Annotated in this window: 18 protein-coding genes and 1 pseudogene; 8 read left to right on the forward strand and 11 right to left on the reverse strand. The window is 73.2% G+C overall.

Annotated features, from left to right (window positions below; all coding sequences use genetic code 11):
* The first annotated feature begins 9 nt into the window (after positions 1-9).
* Positions 10-1056, forward strand: coding sequence for a 2-hydroxyacid dehydrogenase (locus ACIA79_RS11135; protein ID WP_399427912.1), 1047 nt, complete (start codon positions 10-12; stop codon positions 1054-1056).
* 11 nt (positions 1057-1067) lie between these two features.
* Here ACIA79_RS11135 and ACIA79_RS11140 read toward each other — a convergent pair whose 3' ends face one another.
* Positions 1068-1895 (reverse strand): SDR family NAD(P)-dependent oxidoreductase, encoded by an 828-nt coding sequence (locus tag ACIA79_RS11140; RefSeq protein ID WP_399427913.1) that lies wholly within the window; start codon positions 1893-1895, stop codon positions 1068-1070.
* 96 nt (positions 1896-1991) lie between these two features.
* Between ACIA79_RS11140 and ACIA79_RS11145 the strand changes: the two genes are divergently transcribed.
* The 4 genes from ACIA79_RS11145 to ACIA79_RS11160 all read left to right on the forward strand — a co-directional run bounded on the left by ACIA79_RS11145 (position 1992) and on the right by ACIA79_RS11160 (position 5983).
* Positions 1992-3497, forward strand: coding sequence for an MFS transporter (locus tag ACIA79_RS11145; protein ID WP_399427914.1), 1506 nt, complete (start codon positions 1992-1994; stop codon positions 3495-3497).
* A 230-nt stretch (positions 3498-3727) separates the two neighbouring features.
* Positions 3728-4144, forward strand: a complete 417-nt coding sequence (locus ACIA79_RS11150; protein ID WP_399427915.1) for an SRPBCC family protein — start codon at positions 3728-3730, stop codon at positions 4142-4144.
* Between the two features lie 16 nt (positions 4145-4160).
* On the forward strand, positions 4161-4472 hold the full coding sequence (locus ACIA79_RS11155; RefSeq protein ID WP_399427916.1) for a hypothetical protein: 312 nt from the start codon (positions 4161-4163) through the stop codon (positions 4470-4472).
* Between the two features lie 44 nt (positions 4473-4516).
* Positions 4517-5983: an aminotransferase class I/II-fold pyridoxal phosphate-dependent enzyme gene (locus ACIA79_RS11160; protein ID WP_399427917.1), complete on the forward strand. Its 1467-nt coding sequence runs from the start codon at positions 4517-4519 to the stop codon at positions 5981-5983.
* 77 nt (positions 5984-6060) lie between these two features.
* Here the strand turns inward: ACIA79_RS11160 and ACIA79_RS11165 are convergent, their stop codons facing one another.
* From ACIA79_RS11165 to ACIA79_RS11175, 3 genes are all read right to left on the reverse strand, one after another.
* Complete coding sequence (locus ACIA79_RS11165) at positions 6061-7257, reverse strand: amidohydrolase (RefSeq protein WP_399428113.1); 1197 nt, start codon at positions 7255-7257, stop codon at positions 6061-6063.
* Between the two features lie 229 nt (positions 7258-7486).
* Positions 7487-8701, reverse strand: a complete 1215-nt coding sequence (locus tag ACIA79_RS11170; RefSeq protein WP_399427918.1) for a spore photoproduct lyase family protein — start codon at positions 8699-8701, stop codon at positions 7487-7489.
* Positions 8702-8798: 97 nt separating this feature from the next.
* A complete protein-coding gene (locus tag ACIA79_RS11175) occupies positions 8799-10037 on the reverse strand; it encodes an aromatic acid exporter family protein (RefSeq protein ID WP_399427920.1) in 1239 nt (412 codons plus the stop codon).
* A gap of 162 nt (positions 10038-10199) precedes the next feature.
* Here ACIA79_RS11175 and ACIA79_RS11180 point away from each other — a divergent pair, with 162 nt between their 5' ends.
* A complete protein-coding gene (locus ACIA79_RS11180; RefSeq protein WP_399427921.1) occupies positions 10200-11021 on the forward strand; it encodes an SDR family oxidoreductase in 822 nt (273 codons plus the stop codon).
* A 190-nt stretch (positions 11022-11211) separates the two neighbouring features.
* Here the strand turns inward: ACIA79_RS11180 and ACIA79_RS11185 are convergent, their stop codons facing one another.
* From ACIA79_RS11185 to ACIA79_RS11205, 5 genes and pseudogenes are all read right to left on the reverse strand, one after another.
* Positions 11212-12870: a catalase gene (locus tag ACIA79_RS11185; RefSeq protein WP_399427922.1), complete on the reverse strand. Its 1659-nt coding sequence runs from the start codon at positions 12868-12870 to the stop codon at positions 11212-11214.
* Between the two features lie 72 nt (positions 12871-12942).
* Positions 12943-13725, reverse strand: a complete 783-nt coding sequence (locus ACIA79_RS11190) for a metallophosphoesterase (RefSeq protein WP_399427923.1) — start codon at positions 13723-13725, stop codon at positions 12943-12945.
* Positions 13722-13976, reverse strand: coding sequence for a hypothetical protein (locus ACIA79_RS11195; RefSeq protein WP_399427924.1), 255 nt, complete (start codon positions 13974-13976; stop codon positions 13722-13724). Before ACIA79_RS11195 ends, ACIA79_RS11190 begins: the two co-directional genes overlap by 4 nt.
* A complete protein-coding gene (locus tag ACIA79_RS11200) occupies positions 13973-14719 on the reverse strand; it encodes a nucleotidyltransferase family protein (protein WP_399428114.1) in 747 nt (248 codons plus the stop codon). Before ACIA79_RS11200 ends, ACIA79_RS11195 begins: the two co-directional genes overlap by 4 nt.
* Positions 14720-14818: 99 nt before the next feature.
* Positions 14819-15171, reverse strand: a pseudogene (locus tag ACIA79_RS11205) (GNAT family N-acetyltransferase); the annotation flags it as partial.
* Between the two features lie 48 nt (positions 15172-15219).
* On the opposite strand from ACIA79_RS11205, the gene ACIA79_RS11210 reads away from it, so the two are divergent.
* The gene (locus ACIA79_RS11210) at positions 15220-15828 is read left to right on the forward strand and encodes a DUF6629 family protein (RefSeq protein ID WP_399427925.1); all 609 of its coding nucleotides are present in this window, start codon (positions 15220-15222) and stop codon (positions 15826-15828) included.
* A gap of 131 nt (positions 15829-15959) precedes the next feature.
* Here the strand turns inward: ACIA79_RS11210 and ACIA79_RS11215 are convergent, their stop codons facing one another.
* A complete protein-coding gene (locus tag ACIA79_RS11215) occupies positions 15960-16922 on the reverse strand; it encodes a PaaX family transcriptional regulator C-terminal domain-containing protein (RefSeq protein WP_399427926.1) in 963 nt (320 codons plus the stop codon).
* Positions 16919-17593, reverse strand: a complete 675-nt coding sequence (locus ACIA79_RS11220; protein ID WP_399427927.1) for a GNAT family N-acetyltransferase — start codon at positions 17591-17593, stop codon at positions 16919-16921. The genes ACIA79_RS11215 and ACIA79_RS11220 overlap by 4 nt, the downstream gene beginning before the upstream one ends.
* 103 nt (positions 17594-17696) lie before the next feature.
* On the opposite strand from ACIA79_RS11220, the gene ACIA79_RS11225 reads away from it, so the two are divergent.
* A complete protein-coding gene (locus ACIA79_RS11225) occupies positions 17697-18740 on the forward strand; it encodes an alpha/beta hydrolase family protein (RefSeq protein WP_399427928.1) in 1044 nt (347 codons plus the stop codon).
* Positions 18741-18804 lie beyond the last annotated feature (64 nt).

The following is an 18804-nucleotide window of genomic DNA, read 5'->3' on the forward strand; positions in this document are numbered from 1 at the left end:
AGCACCACCGTGACCACCACCACCGTCGTCGCCGCCGGCGACCACTTCGTCCTGCCGGACCTGCTCACCCGGGAGCTGCGGGCCGCCGCACCCGGCGGAGCCGACCTGGACGTCCGCGAGATCCGGCTGCCCTGGCCGCACACGCCGTTCGGCAGGGTCGCCGAGGTCGACGAGGCGTCCGGCACGGAGGAGGAGATGATCGAGGCGCTGCGCGGCGCACGGATCTGCGTCACCCAGATGGCGCCGCTCACCGAGCGGATCCTGGCGGCCTGCCCCGACCTGGAGCTGTTCTGCGTCAGCCGCGGCGGCCCGGTCAACGCCGACCTGGAGGCCGCCACGCGCCACGGCGTGGCGGTCTGCTACGCGCCCGGCCGCAACGCCGTCGCCACCGCCGAGCACACCCTCGCCCTGATCCTCGCCGCCGCCCGCGGGATCGGCGACGTCCACACCGACCTGAAGCACGGCGTCTGGCGGGGCGACTACTACGACTACCGCAGCTGCGGCATCGAGATCGAGGGCTCGGTGGTCGGACTGGTGGGATTCGGCGCGATCGGCTCGCGCGTGGCCCGCGTCCTGGCGGCCATGGGGGCCACCGTCCTCGTGCACGACCCGTACGTGAAGCCCGAGGCGGTCGAGGGCATCGCGCAGCTCGTGCCCCTGGGCGAGCTGCTGCGCCGCTCGCGGATCGTCTCGCTGCACGCCCGCGTGACGGACGAGACCCGCGGCATGATCGGGGCCGCGGAGATCGCGGCCATGCCGCCCGGCTCCGTCCTCGTCAACTGCGCCCGCGGCGCGCTGCTCGACTACGACGCCGTCTGCGACGCCCTGGACGCGGGGCAGCTCGCGGGCGCCGGCTTCGACGTGTTCCCCGTCGAGCCGGTCCCGGCCGGCGCCCGGCTGCTGTCCACCCCGGGCGTCGTCCTCACCCCGCACATCGCGGGCGGCAGCCGGGAGGTCGCCCACAGGGCGGCCCGTATCGTGGCGGGCGAGGTCGGCCGCTTCCTGCGCGGCGAACCGCTCGCCCACTGCGCCAACCCCGACGTCCTGCGCCGCTGACCGCCGCGCGGTCACCGGCTCCGTAGCCCGGTGCGGGGGTGCGACCCGCCCCTGGGGGGCGGCTCGGACAGATAACGCTGCCCGGCGGCCTTCACCCGGTCGGGCGCCACCTTGGTGGCCGCGCCCAGCGCCTTCGTCCAGCGGGATCCGGCGACGATCCTGCCCCGGCCGCGCAGCAGGGCCTCGACGGCGTCCCGGGCCACGCGGGCCGGGTCGTCCTTGTGCGGCAGGCGGCCCAGACGGGTGTCGTCCATGCCGGCGCGGTGGAAGAAGGCCGTGTCCGTGATGCCCGGCATCAGCGCCGTCACCGTCACCCCGGTGTCCTTCAGCTCCTCCCGGAGCGCCTGGGCGAAGGACTGCAGGAACGACTTGGACGCGTTGTAGACCGACTGGAACGGGCCCGGCGCCATCGCGGCCACCGACGAGGTGATCAGCAGCCGGCCCTCGTCCGCGTCCACCATGTCCCGCAGGAGCCGGTGCGCGAGGTGCACCGTCGAGCTGATGTTGAGATCGACGACCCGGGCGTGGTCGGCGAGGGCGACGTCGAGGAACGCCCCGCCCGTGCCCACCCCCGCGTTCAGCGCCGCGGCGGCCACCGGGCGGCGCGTCGCCAGCACCGCGGCGTACAGCTGCTCGACCCCGTCGTACACGGCGAGGTCGGCGCGCACCGCCAGGACGTCCGCGCCCCGCCCGCGCAGTTCTCCGGCCGCGGCCGCCAGCCCCGCGTCCTCGGCGCAGACCACCAGGTCGAAGCCGTGGGCCGCGAACTCCATGGCCAGGGCACGCCCTATACCGCTGGAGGCCCCGGTGACGACGGCCAGGGGCTTCACGGTCTCCATGCCCACCGGGGTACCCCGCCCGCCGGGGAGCAGGCCCGTTTCGCCGGATTGATCATGGGGTACCCGGGAGCGGCCACTACGCCCCGGAGGTGACCGATGAGCGAGCTCGGACAATCGACGAACGGGACCGTCACGACGCAGGTACCCGCCAGATTGGACCGACTGCCCTGGTCGCGGTGGCACTGGATGATCGTGATCGGACTGGGCACCGTCTGGATCCTCGACGGCCTGGAAGTGACGATCGTGGGCAACATGGCCAGCCGCCTCTCCGAGGAGGGCAGCGGTCTGGCCATCAGCAGCGCCCAGGTCACCGGTGTCGCCGCCGCCCTGTACGTCGCCGGAGCGTGCTCCGGCGCCCTGTTCTTCGGCTGGCTGACCGACCGCTTCGGCCGCAAGAAGCTCTTCCTGATCACCCTGGCCGTGTACCTGGCCGCGACGGCGCTGACCGCCCTGTCGTTCTCGTCCTGGTGGTTCTTCCTCTTCCGCTTCCTCACCGGTTTCGGCATCGGCGGCGAGTACGCGGCCATCAACTCCGCCATCGACGAGCTCATCCCCAGCAAGTACCGCGGCCGCGTCGACCTGATCATCAACGGCAGCTTCTGGCTCGGCGCCATGGGCGGTGCGCTGCTCTCCGTCGTCCTGCTGGACACCGACGTCCTGCCCAAGGACCTGGGCTGGCGTATCTCCTTCGGCCTCGGCGTGGTTCTCGGCCTGGTCATCCTCCTGGTGCGCCGGCACGTCCCCGAGTCGCCCCGCTGGATGTTCATCCACGGCCGCGGCGAGGGCGCCGAGAGCCTCGTCGCGGAGGTCGAGCGGGACATCGAACGGCAGACCGGCAAGCCGCTGCCCGAGCCGGCCGGTTCCATCACCATCAAGCAGCGGCACAGCGTCGGCTTCGGCCGGATCGCGAGCACGCTCGTGCGCACCTACCCGCGGCGGGCGGTGCTCGGCCTCGCGCTCTTCATCGGGCAGGCGTTCCTCTACAACGCCATCACCTTCGGCTTCGGCGCCATCCTGGTCACGTTCTACGACGTGCCCAGCAGTTCGACGGGCTACTTCTTCGCGGTCATCGCGGCCGGCAACTTCCTCGGCCCGCTGCTGCTCGGCCGCCTCTTCGACACCTGGGGGCGCCGCCCCATGATCGCCGGAACGTACCTGCTGTCCGGCATCCTGCTGTTCGGCACCGCCTGGCTCTTCGGCGAGGGCCGGCTGACGGCCACGACCCTGACGGCCTGCTGGTGCGTCGTCCTCTTCTTCGCCTCGGCGGGCGCGAGCTCGGCCTACCTGACCGTGAGCGAGATCTTCCCGATGGAGACCCGCGCGATGGCGATCGCGTTCTTCTACGCCGTCGGCACGGCCGCCGGCGGTATCTCCGGCCCCCTGATCTTCGCGGGGCTCACGGAGAGCGGGGTCGTCTCCGACACGGTCATCGCCTTCTGCACCGGCGCCACGGTGATGGTCCTGGGCGGCCTGGTGGCGCTCTTCCTCGCCGTGCCGGCGGAACGCAGGTCCCTGGAGGACATCGCGACCCCGCTCTCGGCCCAGGCGGCCGAGGAGGCATCCGCGGCCCCGTCCCCCGCGGCGTCCCGGGCAGCGCTGTGACGGCGCTTTCCCGGCCGCGCCCGGGACACGGTGCCCGGGGGCACGCCGATTGGCGTCCGTACCGATAAATGGTTTATCGTTCATCCAGGTTGTGAAGGAGCGTTCACAACCCCCGTGACTGCCCCGGCTGGTTCCCCCGTCCAGCCGGGGCTTTCCCTTTGCCTGCTTCAGCCCGCACGGTCCGGGCACCCGGTTCTGGAACGAGCCCCGAGCCGAGGGACGGTACGACGATGACCGAGTACGAACGCTCCCGCACCATGCCCGGGCTGCCCGAGCACGTCTTCGACCAGGCGGCCAACATCGACCAGCTGGACTCCTGGCTCCCCGAGGAACTCCATGTGCACGCGGCGGGCGACCTCCCCGCGGTCACCGTGCACGAGGACCGCACCGACGAGGACACCGCCGCCCTGCTGCGCGCCGAGCGCGACCAGATGCGCCTCGAATGGGGCACCCGGGAACAGGGCAGCTACACCGGCTGGCTCCAGGTGGCGGGCATCGGCACCGGCACGTCCGAGGTGACCGTCCACCTCTCCTTCTTCGACGAGAGCCACGACCCCGGCGGCGAGGCCGTCTCCGACGCGCTCGACCGCAGTCTCGAGCGACTCGAGGAGCAGGTCCGGCTGCGCGTGGACAACGCCGCGGGCTGAACCGGGAGGCGCCGCGATGACACCCCGACCCCGCCGGTACGCGGTCGCCGCCTCGGGCCGGTGGACCGACGAGGAGGAAGGCCGGCGGCGGCTGCCGGCCGGCGAGGTCCACGCCTGGGAGCCGGGCACCAACCAGACCGTCTGCGGTCTCTCCCTCAGCCGCTCCCAGCTCGACCGCTTCCCGCACGTCACCTGGTCCGACACCTTCCCCGAGTCCGGCGGGGCCGCCGACCGCGTCCAGCGCCAGTGCCCCCGCTGCGCGTCGGTCGCCGGTCGCCGCGGCACGGACGCGCGCCCGCGCTGGCAGCGCACCCGCCCCCGGCCGTGAGCCACTCCCGTTTTCCGGCCGGGGGCGCGGGCATCCGGGATCCCATGGACCACTCGAAGGCGCCCGTACTGGAAGCACTCACGGCGTACCACGCCCAGCAGCAGACCCCCTTCACACCGCCGGGTCACAAGCAGGGACGCGGGACCGACCCCCGCGTCCTCGCCGTCATGGGCGACGCCGTCTTCCGCTCCGACGTCCTGGCCACCAGCGGCCTGGACGACCGCATGTCGTCGAAGGGCATCCTGGAGGAGGCCCAGGAGCTGATGGCCGACGCCGTCGGCGCCGAGCACACCTTCTTCTCCACCTGCGGCAGCTCCCTGTCGGTCAAGGCCGCGATGCTCTCGGTGGCGGGCCCGCACCAGAAGCTCCTGGTGGGCCGCGACGCACACAAGGCCGTGGTCTCCGGCCTCGTCCTGGCCGGGATCGTGCCGATCTGGGTGGAACCCCAGTGGGACGCCGAACGGCACCTGGCCCACCCGCCCTCCGCCGACGCCTTCCGCGCCGCCTTCGCCGAGCACCCCGACGCCCGGGGCGCCCTGGTGACCACCCCCACGCCGTACGGCACCTGCTCGGACCTGCCCGGCATCGCCCGCGTGTGCCACGAGCACGGCGTCCCCCTCATCGTCGACGAGGCGTGGGGCGCGCACCTGCCGTTCCACCCGGACCTGCCGACCTGGGCGATGGACGCCGGCGCGGACGTGTGCGTCACCTCCGTCCACAAGATGGGCTCCGGGCTCGAACAGGGGTCGGTCTTCCACCTCCAGGGCGACCTGATCAAACCCGAGGTGCTCAAGAGCCGCGAGGACCTGCTCGGCACGACCAGCCCCTCCGTCCTCGTCTACGCCGCCCTCGACGGCTGGCGCCGCCAGATGGTCGAGCACGGCCACGCCCTGTACGACGAGGCCCTCGCCCTCGCCAAGTCGGTACGGACGCAGATCGACGCGATCGACGGCATGCGTGTCCACGGCCGCGACGACTTCTGCGGCCCCGGCCGCGCCTCCGACCTCGACCCCCTCCAGGTCATCGTCGACATCACCGGCCTGGGCACGACCGGCTACCGCATCGCCGACTGGCTGCGCGAGCACCACGCGATCAACATGCACCTGTCCGACCACCGGCGCAGCAGCGCCCAGCTCACCCACGCGGACGACGAGACGACCGCCGAGACGCTGCTCACCGCCCTCCGTGACGTGGCGGCCCACGCCGGCGAACTCCGTCCCGCCCCCCAGGTCGAGGTCCCCGACCCCGCCAGGCTGCGGCTGGAGCAGGTGATCCTGCCGCGTGACGCCTACTTCGGCCGCACCGAACAGGTGCCGTGGCAGAAGGCCGTCGGCCGCGTCACCGCCGAGATGCTGACCCCCTACCCGCCGGGCATCCCGGCCGCTCTCCCCGGGGAACGCCTCACCTCCGAGGTGCTGCACTACCTGCGCAGCGGCGTCGAGGCCGGCATGGTCGTCCCCGACGCGGCGGACACGGAGGTCAAGAGCGTACGGGTGGCCATCGAGGACTGACCGCCCCCGGCGGGCCACCGCGCCCGGAGACAGGCCGCCTCCGGGGCGCAGGGCCGGCCCCCCGTCACAGACCGGCCTTACAGACCGGCCGCGGCCTTCTCCCGCAGCGACGCCCGCGCCCGCGCGCCCACGTCCGGGCGCAGCAGCACCTCCGCCGCCGTGCAGGCGAGCGCTTCCGCCGCCGCGAGCACGACGCGGCGTCCGCGGGGAGACGCGGCCGCGGCGGCGAACACAGGGGTGTGGTCGGAGCCGTCGGCCGCGTCCATGATGGCGATGAACGGGTGGATCGCCGGGACGCGCGTGCTCACGTTGCCGATGTCGGACGATCCCAGGTACACGCCGGCTTCCGGCTCCGTCAGCTCGATCCCCGCCCGCGCCAGGTGCCCGGCGAACCGGCCGGAGAGCACGGGGTTGTCGCGGAAGTGCTCGTACCGCCCGCCCACCCGCTCCACGGTGACCTTCGTGCCGGTGGCCGCGGCCACCCCCTCGGCGCACCGCTCCAGCTCGCCCGCGAGCGCCTCCAGCGCGGCTGTGGTCCCGCCGCGGAGCCCGAACAGCCCCTCGGCGTACTCCGGCACGATGTTGGTGGCCCGGCCGCCGTCGGTGATGATGCCCTGGACGTGGGATCCGGAGGGGAGCCGGCGGTCTGTCACCCCCAGCGTGTTGAACAGCTGGATCAGCGCACCCAGCGCGTCGATGCCCTCCGTCGGACTGCCGGTCGGATGGGCGGCGCGCCCGTGGAAGCCCACCCGCACCTGTGCGCTCGCCGTCAGCGGCGCCCACGACCAGCTGTGGACGCCGGGATGCGCCATGAGGGCCGCGTCCACGCCGTCGAACACCCCGGCCTCCACCAGCGTGACCTTGCCACCGCCCCGCTCCTCGGCGGGCGTGCCCACGGCGAGCAGCGAGCCGCGCGGGTCGCCGAGCGCCGCCCGCAGGGCGAGGGCCGCCCCCAGGCCGGCCGCCGCGATCAGGTTGTGCCCGCAGGCGTGCCCGAGCGCCGGCAGCGCGTCGTACTCCATCAGCAGCGCCACCCGGGGCCCCTCGCCGCTGCCGGCGGAGGCGGTGAAGGCGGTGGGCAGCCCGGCCGTCCCGCGGTCGACCCGGAAGCCCTCCCGCGCCAGCTCCGACGTGAGCAGCGCGGCCGCCCGGTGCTCCTCGTACGCCGGCTCGGGGTCGCGGTGGAGGGCCAGGGCGGTGTCCCACAGGCGGTCGGCGCGGTCCGCGACCTCCCGGCGGATCCGGTCGTACACCGCCTCCAGGCCGTCGTCCACGGGAGGGGTGCCGGCGGACTGGGGGCCGGGACGGCCGGGGCGGCCGTGGCCCGGACGGACAGGGTCGTCGAGGCGGTCGGGGACGGAGCCGGGGCGGTCGGGGACGGGGTCGAGGTGGTCGGGCACGGGGTCGAGGTGGTCGGGCACGGAAAGCCTCCCTGGGGATGTGCCGGTCGCTTCTGTCCGTGTTCCACGGCAGCGGCCCCCGATGCGCCCGCCCCGGCGTGCGTCAGAACGCGTACCGCACGCGCAACCACGGCGCGTGGGCGGCGATCAGCCCCCTGAGCCGCTCGATGGCCTCCCGCTTGACGTCGTTGCGGTAGCGGACGTTGGAGGCGCCGTTCTGGGAGCGCTTGGCCTGCTGCAGACCCGGCTGCCACAGGACGTCCTCGGCCCGCGGGTGCCAGCTCCGGTTCACCTCGTGCAGCTCACGGTTGTGCGTGAGCATGATCACCTCGGCGGCCGCCGCGTCCTTGACGGCACGCGGCAGTACGTCGTCCATGTGCCGCAGGAGCTCCGCCCAGTCGGCCTCCCAGCCGGGCCGTACGACCACGGGGGAGAGGTTGAAGTGCACTTCGTACCCGGCCGCGGCGAAGTCCCCCGCGGCCGCGATCCGGTCCGCCACCGGGCTCGTACGGATGTCCAGGAGCCGTGAGTCGGCGGGCGGCATCACGGAGAAGCGGATGCGGGTGGCCCCGCGGGGGTCGAGGTCCAGCAGCCCGCGGTTCACGTACTTGGTGGCGAAGGACGCCTTGGCGGTGGGCCACCGCCGGAAGGCTTCCACGAGCACGGCGGTGCTGTCGGAGATCAGGGCGTCCACGGAGCAGTCGCCGTTCTCGCCGATGTCGTACACCCAGCGGTCCGGGTCGCACTGGTTGGGCTCCGGCTTGGGGCCGAGCCCGCCGATGTGGCGGTCCAGCGCCCCGACGATGTCCTCGACGTTGGTGAACAGCGTGATCGGGTTGGCGTAGCCCTTGCGCCGCGGCACGTAGCAGTACGCGCAGGCCATCGCGCAGCCGTTGGAGGCGCCGGGGGCGATCCAGTCCGCGGAGCGGCCGTTGGGGCGGACGTCGAAGGACTTGCGCACGCCGAGGACGAGTGTGCCCCGCTTGACCCGCACCCAGCGGTCCGCGTTGCCCTCGTTGCCGTGGAGGTGGGGGATGTTCCAGTGGGAGCCGACCTCGACGAGCCGTGCGCCGGGGAACCGGCCGATGATGCGGCGCCCCCGGGGCGACAGCGCGGCCGCCGGTTCGGCGTGGATCTCGGTCACGTCGAGCAGCCCGGCGGCGGCCGCGGCGGCCGGCTCCGCTCCCGGCGCCGCCGGAGGGGCCGGCTGGTCGGCGGGGGCCGCAGGCCCGTCGCCCTCGCCCGTGCCGGCGCCCAGCATCTCCGCGAGACCGAACAGGGCGTCCGGCTCTTCGGGCGGCGTGGGCGGGTGGCGCATCGGTTCTCCGGGCGGTGGTGGCGGTACTCCTGCCAGCTTGCCACTTCCGGCGCTCCGGTGACGGCCCCGGCCCGCTCAGGGGGGCCGGGGCCGCACCTCAGGCCTCCACGCCCGGCGGGCGCTCCGTGCCGTGGTGGCCCCGCAGGCGGCGGGTCAGCGCCATCAGCCGGGGGCGCCGCTCGCGCATCTCGGCCGAGTGGCGGTCCAGTTCCTGGGTCAGGCGCTCGGTGCGCTTGTCGATGTCCAGCTCGTCGAGGATCCGGTCGATCTCGGCGAGCAGGGCCCCGTGCAGCTGCCACTGCCGCGGGTGCTCCTGCACGTCCTCCAGCAGCAGGTCCGCGACCCGGTCGCGGGTGGTCCGGCTGACCGCGAGCGCCTCGGTCAGCTGCTCCTCGGCCCGCTCTGCGTTGGCGGCGACCTGCGTGGTGATGAGCCGGGCGAAGCTCTCGATGGCGGTGGCCATCTGGCCGAACAACTCCTTCAGGGAGGCCGCCACGTCCGGCGGGAACAGCGACTCCTCCGTGCGGAACTTCGCCAGGTCGGTCAGGGAGCGGGTCAGCACCCGCAGCACCACGGCGCAGATCTCCAGGGTGTCCAGACCGGTGCGCAGCACGATCCGCGAGAGCAGTCCCTCACGCACCCGAGGGTTGAGCATGAGGCTCTCCTCCGCCTGCCGCAGCGAGGCGTCCACCTCCACGATGTCGTGGTCCAGCCGCCGTGCCTCGTGCAGCCGGGCCGCCGCGTGCGCGAACGGGATGTGGCCCGCGCCGATCTCGTCGCCCATGGTGCGGAACATGCGGCCCATCGCCCGCGCCAGCCCGTCGATGGAGGCACCGGCGCTCTGCACCCATACGGGTGGCGCGAACAGCAGGTTGAACAGCAGTCCCACCCCGGCCCCGATCAGCGTCTCCAGCACCCGGTGCCAGGCCATGGAGGCGATCTGCGACACGCCGAGAACCAGCATCGCGCTGATCGCCACCTCCGGCACGAACTCGTCCACCCGCACGAACCGCCCGATGATCAGCGAGGTGAAGATCGTCAGGCCGAGACTCCACCAGGTGAGTCCGACCAGGGCGGAGAAGCCGATGGCGATGAGCACCCCGACGACCACCGAGTTGACCCGCCGGATGCCGGTGGTGAGGGTCGAGTAGAGGGTGACCTGCACGACCAGGAGCGCCGTCAGCGGCGCGGTGAGGGGGGCGGGCTGGTCGGGCAGTACCGCCAGTGCGACGACGAACGAGATCACGGCCGCCGCGGTGGAACGGATGGTCTGTGCCGCGACGGGTTCGGTCGTCCGCCGCACCAGTTTGATCACGGGAGCTGATACTTCTGGCATCCCATTCCCCTGCCCTCTCATCAGCCACTCAGCACACACCAGCCCCAGGAACCCCTCTAACGCCCATCGACACAGCCGACCGCCCCCGTGAGGGCGGGGGCGGCGTTTGCCCTCCGCGGGACGTGGTACCGCCAAAGCCCTGACCACGTTGAGGAGGAGCGCATGAACTCTCCCGCCGACTCCGGGGCCCACCGGCCCACCCCCGTCGCCGTCGTCACCGGCTCCGACTCGGGGATCGGCCGCGCCACCGCCGTCCGGCTCGCCGCCGACGGCATGGACATCGGCATCACCTGGCACACCGACGAGGACGGCGCCCGGCGGACCGCCGAGGAAGTACGGGCGCACGGGCGCCGCGCGGCCGTCAGGCACATGGACCTCACCGAGCTGCCGGACGCCGCCGACGCGGTCGACCGGCTCGCGCAGGAGCTCGGCCGCATCGACGTCCTGGTGAACAACGCCGGCACGGGTACGGCCACGCCCTTCCTGGACATGGAGTACGCCACCGTGCGCGGCGTTCTCGACGTCGACCTGATCGGGCCGTTCCTCTGCGGCCAGCTCGCCGCCCGCCGCATGATCAGGCAGGGTGGCGGCGGCCGGATCGTGAACGTGACGTCCGTCCACGAGCACCAGCCGCGGGTCGGCGCCGCCCCGTACTGCGCTGCCAAGGGCGGCCTCGGGCTGCTCACCCAGGTCATGGCACTGGAACTGGCCGAGCACGGCATCACCGTCAACGCCGTCGCGCCCGGGGAGATCGCCACGCCCATGACCGGTCAGGAGGACGAGGACGTGACGAGCACCTCGCGGCCGGGCGTGCCGCTCGGACGCCCCGGTGACGCCCGGGAGGTCGCGTCCGTCATCGCCTTCCTGGCGAGCGAGGACGCCTCGTACGTCACCGGCGCCTCGTGGGTCGTGGACGGCGGCATGCTCCGGATGGGCCCGCAGGCCGGCTCCCACCTGGAGAGCGACGCCTGGCGCCGCCCCTGAGGCCGGCGCGCCGGAAACGCGCGCCACGGACGGGGACGCCACGGACGCGGGCGCCACGGACGGAGAAGGCGCCCACCGCCGGCGACACGGAATCCGGCGACGACACGGAAGCCGGCGCCACGGACAGCGGCACACGCGGAGGGCCCCGCCGGTACGGCGGGGCCCTGGCGTGTCCTCGGCGGGGCAGCGGTCAGCGGGTCACCACATGCCGCTCGTCCGGGACGCAGTGGGTCATGGTCAGCCCCTCGACGTCCCGTGGCGGGTTCTCGCCGAGGTTGGCCAGCCGCTTGCGGTCCTCGTCGGTGAGGTCCTGGCTCGCCAGCGGTTCCAGGTGGGCGACGTCCTGCGGGCTGATCCCGAGGCCCTCGCCGACCCGGAGCCCCAGGTCGTTCTCCACCAGCAGGAAGTGCCAGACCATCCGCTCCTGCACCGGCCGGTCGCACTGCTTGAGCGCGTTGGTGAAGTTGCGCACCAGGTCGTCGCGCTCCCACTGCTCCATCAGCAGGTAGCGCTGACCCGCCTGCTGGTAGTCGTTGGTCCGTGGGATGCGCTTGCGGGTGAGCCGGCCCCGGATCTCCGGGCCCTGCTCGTCATGGGTCGGGTACTGGCCCTCGCGCAGCCCGCCCCTGATCGACGGCTCGTAGTTGACGTCCGGGTTCTCGCCGTGGCCGTCCTGGCGGTACGTCATGAACCCGTCGCGCTGGTTGGTCCGCACGTCCGCGTTCTTCGCCTGGTTGACCGGCAGCTGGAGGTAGTTCGGACCCACCCGGTAGCGCTGGGTGTCGCTGTACGAGAAGGTCCGGCCGACCAGCATCTTGTCGTCGGAGAAGTCCAGGCCGTCGACGAGGACGCCGGTGCCGAAGGAGATCTGCTCGTTCTCCGCGAAGAAGTTCTCCGGCATCCGGTTGAGCACCATCTTCCCGACCGGCTTGGGCGGGAAGTCCTGCTCGGGCCAGGTCTTGGTGTCGTCCAGCGGGTCGAAGTCCAGCTCCGGGTGGTCGTGGTCCTCCATCATCTGGACCAGCAGTTCCCACTCCGGGTGGTCGCCGCGCTCCACCGCCTCGTACAGGTCCTTGGTGGCGTGGCCCAGGCCCTGGGCCTGCACGTTGGCCGCGTCCTCCTCGGTCATGCTGCGCACGCCCTGCTTGGGCATCCAGTGGTACTTGACCAGGACCGTGTGGCCCTCGGCGTTGACCCACTTGTACGTGTTCACGCCGAAGCCCTGCATGTGGCGGTAGTCGGCGGGGATGCCGCGCGGGCTGAACAGGTTCACCAGCATGTGCATGGCCTCGGGGGTCTGCGACATGAAGTCGAAGATCCGGCGGGGCTGCTGCTCGAAGGTGACCGGGTTCGGCTTGAGCGCGTGGATCACGTCCGGGAACTTGATGGCGTCCCGGATGAAGAACACTCCCAGGTTGTTGCCGACCAGGTCCCAGTTGCCGTCCTCGGTGTAGAACTTCACCGCGAACCCGCGCGGGTCGCGGGCCGCCTCGGAGGAGTCGCGTCCGCCGATCACGGTCGAGAACCGCACGGCGAGGTCGGTGCGCTTGCCGCGCTCCTGGAAGATCTTGGCACGGGTGTAGCGGCTGATCGGTTCGTCGCCCCAGGCGCCGTACGACTCGAAGTAGCCGTAGGCGGTGACGCCGCGGGCGTGGACGACGCGTTCGGGGATGCGCTCCCGGTCGAAGTGGCTGATCTTCTCCAGGAACTGGTAGTTCTCCAGCGTCGCCGGGCCGCGGGCGCCCACGGTGCGCTGGTTCTGGTTGTCGTAGACCGGGTGCCCCTGGCGATTGGTGAGCACTTTCCGGTCGTCGCCGGGCGCGGGACCCCGGCTCGAAACGTCCGTCACGATCCTCGGCTCCTTTATGCGATTTCGTCCTCTATGTCGCAGTATGCTCCGATACCCGTGCCGTGGGGTCGCCTAACGCGCCACGCCCGCGCGTTCCCGCTCCCGCGTGCCCTGCCCGTCGCCGACGGCGGTGTGGACCGCCAGGTGGTAGACGGCGAAGGCCCGCCCGATCACCGGCTGGGCGACGTTGCGCACCCGGATCCCCTCGCTGGTCATCCCGTGCTCGACGCCCATGTGCGCATGACCGTGCACGGCCAGGTCCGCGCCCGCCTCGTCCACCGCCTCCGCCAGCAGGTAGCTGCCGAGGAACGGATAGATCTCCGGCGGTTCACCGGCCAGCGTGTCCGGCACCGGCGCGTAGTGCGTCAGGGCGATCCGTACCGCGCAGCCGGCCTCCTCCAGCATCTTCAGCGACCCGCGCAGCCCGTCCGCGCAGCGCCGGGTGTACCGGATGAACTCCTTCATCTCCGGCTCGCCGAACTCACCGCCGCTGCGCCCCGCGAAACCGCCGCCGAAGCCCTTGGTCCCGGCGACGCCCACCCGCACGCCGCCGACGCTCACCACGGTGCCCTCGCCCTCGAGCACCGTCACCCCGGCGGCGTCCAGCGCCGCGGTCACCTCCGCCTCCTGGTCGCTCTGGTAGTCGTGGTTGCCCAGGACCGCGACGACGGGCACACCGAGCCCGCGCACTTCCCCGGCGACCACCTCCGCCTCCTCGACCGTCCCGTGGCGCGTCAGGTCCCCCGCCAGCAGCAGGAGGTCCGCGCACTCGGCGAGCGTCTCGAAGGCGGGACGCAGCGTCCCGCCGCTGTCCGGTCCCAGATGGATGTCGCCGACGGCGGCTACTCGGATCACGACAGCTCCTCGGAGTGGTCGGGCGGGCTCGCCGAAGCCACGACCAGGTCCTCGCGCAGCGGGAGCCCGGCCAGTTCCTCCTGGGCGATCCGCAGGATCTCGGTACGGCAGGCGGCGCTGGAGACGGTGCCGTACAGCATCACGTTCACTCCGCGCTGCTCGATGCGTACGCCGAGTTCGGCGATGTCCTCGCTCGCCAGCCGGTCCCTCAGGTGGGCGATGCGGTAGTCGGCGGTTTCGGCCGCGCTCATGGCGGTCCCTCCGATGCTTCGCGTGGTTCGATGACGTTCAGGCGCTCCAGCAGGTACAGGAACGCCTCGGGCATCGGGCTGCCCTCGTTCTCGCGCCGCAGCAGGTCCCAGTCGATCTTCTCCCGCAGGGTCCTGGCGATCGGCAGTACCGCCCCGAAGTCGCAGTGGTGCTCCGAGAAGGCGGCCAGCAGGCTGCCCACCAGGTCCGTCGGTGCCAGGACCGGCATGCGTACGGAGTCCACCGGCAGGATCTCGGCCCGCTCCAGCAGATCGGTGGTCACCGGATGCCGGGCCAGCTCGAAGATCAGGTCGATGTTCTCGCCGTGCGCGGTGGCCTTGATCAGCCAGTCCTCCGGCGGCTTGTGCACCGCGATCCCGGCCCGCTCCAGCTCCTGCGCCACCGCGTCCGCGTCCTCGCGCAGGATGGCGAAGTCGGTGTCGTGCTGGAGGTTGCCCGGCACGCCGTGCGCGTACGCGGCGACGCTGCCGGCCAGCGCGAAGGGATGCCCGGCGGCCTTGAGCAGGCTCGCCACCTGTTTCGTGGCCTCCAGGATGGCCTGCATGCGGTCGCGCGGCAGCAAGGCTTCACCGGATGCCCCGCCGCCCATGGACGCGTCCGGCGGTCCGGCGTCCGGCGGCCCGGCGCCCGGGTCGCCCTCCACGGCTCTGCCCCCGGCCAGCCGCAACTCGGACGGCTCCGCCGGCCCGGCGGGCCGCGTCGCGTCGTGCGCTTGATTCCTCACGGTGCTCGGTCCTCCCCTCCTCGGCTGCAGGAGGGGCTCCGGGTACCCGCAATCACGCCGATCGATCCCCCTTCTTCGGGGACCCGGTTCACCCGACGAGCCGGAGCGCCGGTAGTTGTCCTGCTGGTCGGGCACCCCGTCCAGGCCGACCGCCCGGTCCCCGGCGTGCGCGAGCCCCGCGGTCCAGGTGGCGAGCCCGTGGCCGCGCCCGCGCAGGTCGGGCGCACCAGGTAGAAGCCGAGGAAGGCGCACCGGTCGCCGTACGTGACGACCGAGACGGCCGACACCGGCTCCGGGTCGCCGGCGAGCCGGCCCGGGAAGAACCCGTCCGGGTCCTGCGCGAAGAAGCAGGGTCCGTCGGACGGACCGGGGTTCCATCCCTCCGCCACGGCCCCCTCCGCCACCCGCGACCACTGCGCCGGTGTCGCCCGCGACACCTGAAGCTCTGCCATCGCTCCTCCTCCGGGCCGCCGATCGGCTGTCCCCGTACGCTGCCCGGCATGTGTTGGAGCGCCACGGCCGATCTCGCCGCGGGCACGGTCGTCGCCGCCATCGGCGTGGCCTGCGCGGCCCGGGTGCGGCGCGCCCGTGAACTCCCGCTCGCCACCCTGCCCCTGCTCCTCGGCGCCCACCAGATCGTCGAGGCCGCCGTGTGGCGCGCGGGCGGCGGAAGCGGCCCCGCGACACTCGCCTGGGCGGTGATGGCCCTGCCGCTGCTCCCCGTGTGGGTACCGCTCGGCGTGCTGCTCACCGCCCCGCCCGGCGCCCGCCGGCGCCTCGCCGTCCCGGCCGCCGCCGGAGCGGCCACGGCGGCGGCGCTGTCGTACTGCCTGGCCACCCGGCCGGTGACGGCCGAGATCCGAGGCCGCACCGTCGGCTACGTCCTCGACCTCCCGTACGCACCCCTGCTGATCGCCGGCTACCTCCTGGCGACGGTCGGCGCCCTCCTCCTCGCCGGTGACCGGCTCCTGCGCACGCTCGGCACCGTGATCGCCGCGGGCGCGGTGCTGTGCGTCCTGCTGTGGCGCCTGGAGTTCATCTCCACCTGGTGCGCCTTCGCCGCCGTCGCCTCGGTCCTGCTGCTGGTGCGCGCGGTGCGGAGCGCCTAGGCCGGATCACGCCGCAGGCCCCGCGGCGCGCGAGCGCGCGGGGCAGCCGGTGCGCGTGGCTTCGCCCCCCGGCCGGGGCCGGGCTACTCGGCGCCGTGCGCCGTGCTCATGGTGGTGCCGCGATTCCCCGCTCAGCCGTCCGTCGGCGGAAAGGCGTCCTCGTACAGGCGGAACAGGCGCAGGTCGGGCGCCTCGAGGTCGTGCCGGCCCGCCTCGCGGAGGCGGGTCCAGCACGCGGCGGCGAGACGGCGCGCCCGCGCGCCGGGCCAGGGGCGGGGCAGCAGCTCGGGCGGGAGGAGCGGGTCCGGCTCCATGGCCCGCGTGAACGCGGCGGCCAGTTCGACCGCCATGGTGAGCCGCCGGGCCGCCGGTACCCCTCCGTCCGCCCCGGACACCCGTGCCGCCGCCGGAGCGTCCGGATGCCGCTCGCCGTCCAGCTCGGCGAGCCGGGCCTCGGCCAGGGCGGCGAGCCGGTCGTGCCGTGCGGCGATCTCCTCCAGCGGCCACAGTCTCGCCGCCAGGGCAGGCGGGTCCGTGAGGTCCCCCAGACGCAGATCGGTGCTGGTGAGGAGGGTCAGCGAGTCGAGGACCCCGAGGTGGCGGGCCTGGGCTTCCACCAGTGCCTCCACGGGATGGGCCGTGACGTACAGGCCGCTCTGGACCGGAGCGGCGCCCAGGTGGAGGAGCGCCTCGCGCAGTGCGTCACGGGCGGCCCGGCGCGATTCGGGGACGGCGAAGGCGAAGAGGTGCCAGGTGCCGTCCCAGGGGGCGAGCCCCTGGTCCTGCCGGTACGCGTGGCGTACGTACGCCGCGTCCGGAGCGAGTGCGCCGGTCACGTCGGCGACGGCGCGCAGCGTGGCCCTGCGCCCGCGGCCGTCCTGGGTGAAGCGGCCTTCCGCCACCAGGCGTTTGAGGCACAGTCGCACCTGCTGGTCCGTCATGCCGAGGATTCCGGCGACGGTGTAGAGCTCTCCCGCGTCGACGGTGCCGTCCTCGCGGACGAGTGCGTGGACCAGGAGCCGGGTGGGGATCCCGTGCGCCGGACCGGCGGCGTCGTCGTGGTCGCCGGTGCGGCCGGTGGTGGTGGTGCTCACTTGCCCTCCGGGCGGGGCTCGGCGTCCGCCGCGGTGACCGGGCGGTGCATGGTGGTGACGGCGCCGAAGCCCAGCAGCCCGCGCAGGTAGGGGGTGCGCTCGGTGCGGACGGCCGTGAAGCCGTGCCGTTCGTAGAGGGCGCGGGCGCGGGGGTTGACGTCGATGACGTCCAGGCGGATCCGCCGGCAGCCGTTCTCGGCCGCGACGGCCGCGATCTCCTGCAGCAGGAGGCTGCCGATCCCGGCGCCGCGGTGCGCCGCGTCGACGGCGATGCCGTCCATGACCAGTTCACCGGCGGCGGGCGTCCGCTCGAACAGGGCGAGCACCGCCAGCCGTGGCAGGCCGCGGAACGGACCGTAGGCCGCCAGCACGTCCTTCGCGCCGCCTCCGGTCAGCCCTCGTCCGCCGAGCCGGAAGCCCGCCACGCCGACCACCCGGCCGTCGACGAGAGCGGTGATGCCGCGGTCGTGGTGGAGGTGGGCGGCGAGGAACTCCCGTCCCGCGTCGGGCGGGTCGAGTGCGGGGCCGAGTTTGCGGCCGAACGCCTCCCAGTACAGGAAGGCGACGTCCCGTTCGCCGCCCTGCGGCACGCCCCTGTTCAGCGCCGGGGCACCCCAGCCCTCCGGACCGTCCGTTTCGGTCGTGCCCCTCGTGCCGTTCGTGCGGTCCATGCCGCCCCTCCGTCCGCCGGTTCCCGCTTGCACTATCGATCATAGTACGTTCATCATGGAAACGAGAGTTTTGAAAACGATAGATCTGTGGAGGGGGAGGGCCGTGCGAGGAAGACGGTTCGGCACCATCGGGCGGGGGCTGGTGTGGACCCTGGCCGGGGCGGTCCTCCTGGCCGCCGGTCTGGGCGGGGTGACGGTGTGGCAGAACACCTACGCGCTGCACGAGGAGCGTGTGGTGCTGCGGCACGACGGAAAACGGCTCGACGGGGTGCTGGCGACACCGGAAACGGGCCACGGGCCCTGGGGGCTCGTCGTCTTCGTCCACGGCGACGGGCCGGTCGACGCGACGCACGACACCTTCTACCGGCCGCTGTGGGAGTCCTTCGCCCGGGCCGGATACGCCTCACTGTCGTTCAGCAAGCCGGGTGTCGGCCGCTCGGAGGGGGACTGGCTGCAGCAGAGCATGGCCGACCGGGCGGAGGAGACCCTCGCCGCTCTCGCCTGGGCCCGGACCCGCCCGGACGTCGACGGGCGCCGCATCGGCCTGTGGGGCGCCAGCCAGGCCGGATGGGTGCTGCCGAAGGTCGCTGCCCGCGACAAGGGCCTGCAGTTCGTCATCGCCGTCTCACCGGCCGTCAACTGGCTCCGGCAGGGCCGCTACCACCTCCTCGCCGGACTCCGCCGGGACGGCGCCACGGCGGAGGAGACGGCCGCCGCGCTCCGCAGGCGGGAGACCGTCCTGACCCTGCTCAGGAACGGTGCGTCCTTCGACGAGTACCGCGCCGCGGTCGGCGAAGCCGCGGACATGACCGCCGCGCGATGGGCGTTCGTCACCGCCAATCACCGCTCCGACGCGACCGGGGACCTCGCCGCCCTGCGCGGCACCCGGGTGCTGCTGGTGCTGGCCGGCCACGACATCAACGTGGACGTCACCGAGACCGAGTCCGTCTACCGCCGGATCCTGCCCGCCTCCCGCCTGGAGGTGGCGCACTATCCGCGAGCCACCCACTCCCTGGTGGACCACGAGGTCGAGGGCTCCCGCTGGCGGCTGACGGCGACCGCGGTCCTCGCCCCCAGGAAGCTGTACGCCGCCGGGTTCCTCGCCGACCAGGCCGGGTTCCTCCAGCGGCTGAACACAAGCCGCTGAACAGGAGCGATGGAACGGAGGAGAGGGCGCGGCGTGACCCGCACCCCCCTGCCCTGGAGACCTC

Origin of the sequence: Streptomyces sp. NPDC051310 (assembly GCF_044455245.1) — a bacterium.
In the GTDB taxonomy this organism is placed as follows: Bacteria; Actinomycetota; Actinomycetes; order Streptomycetales; family Streptomycetaceae; genus Streptomyces.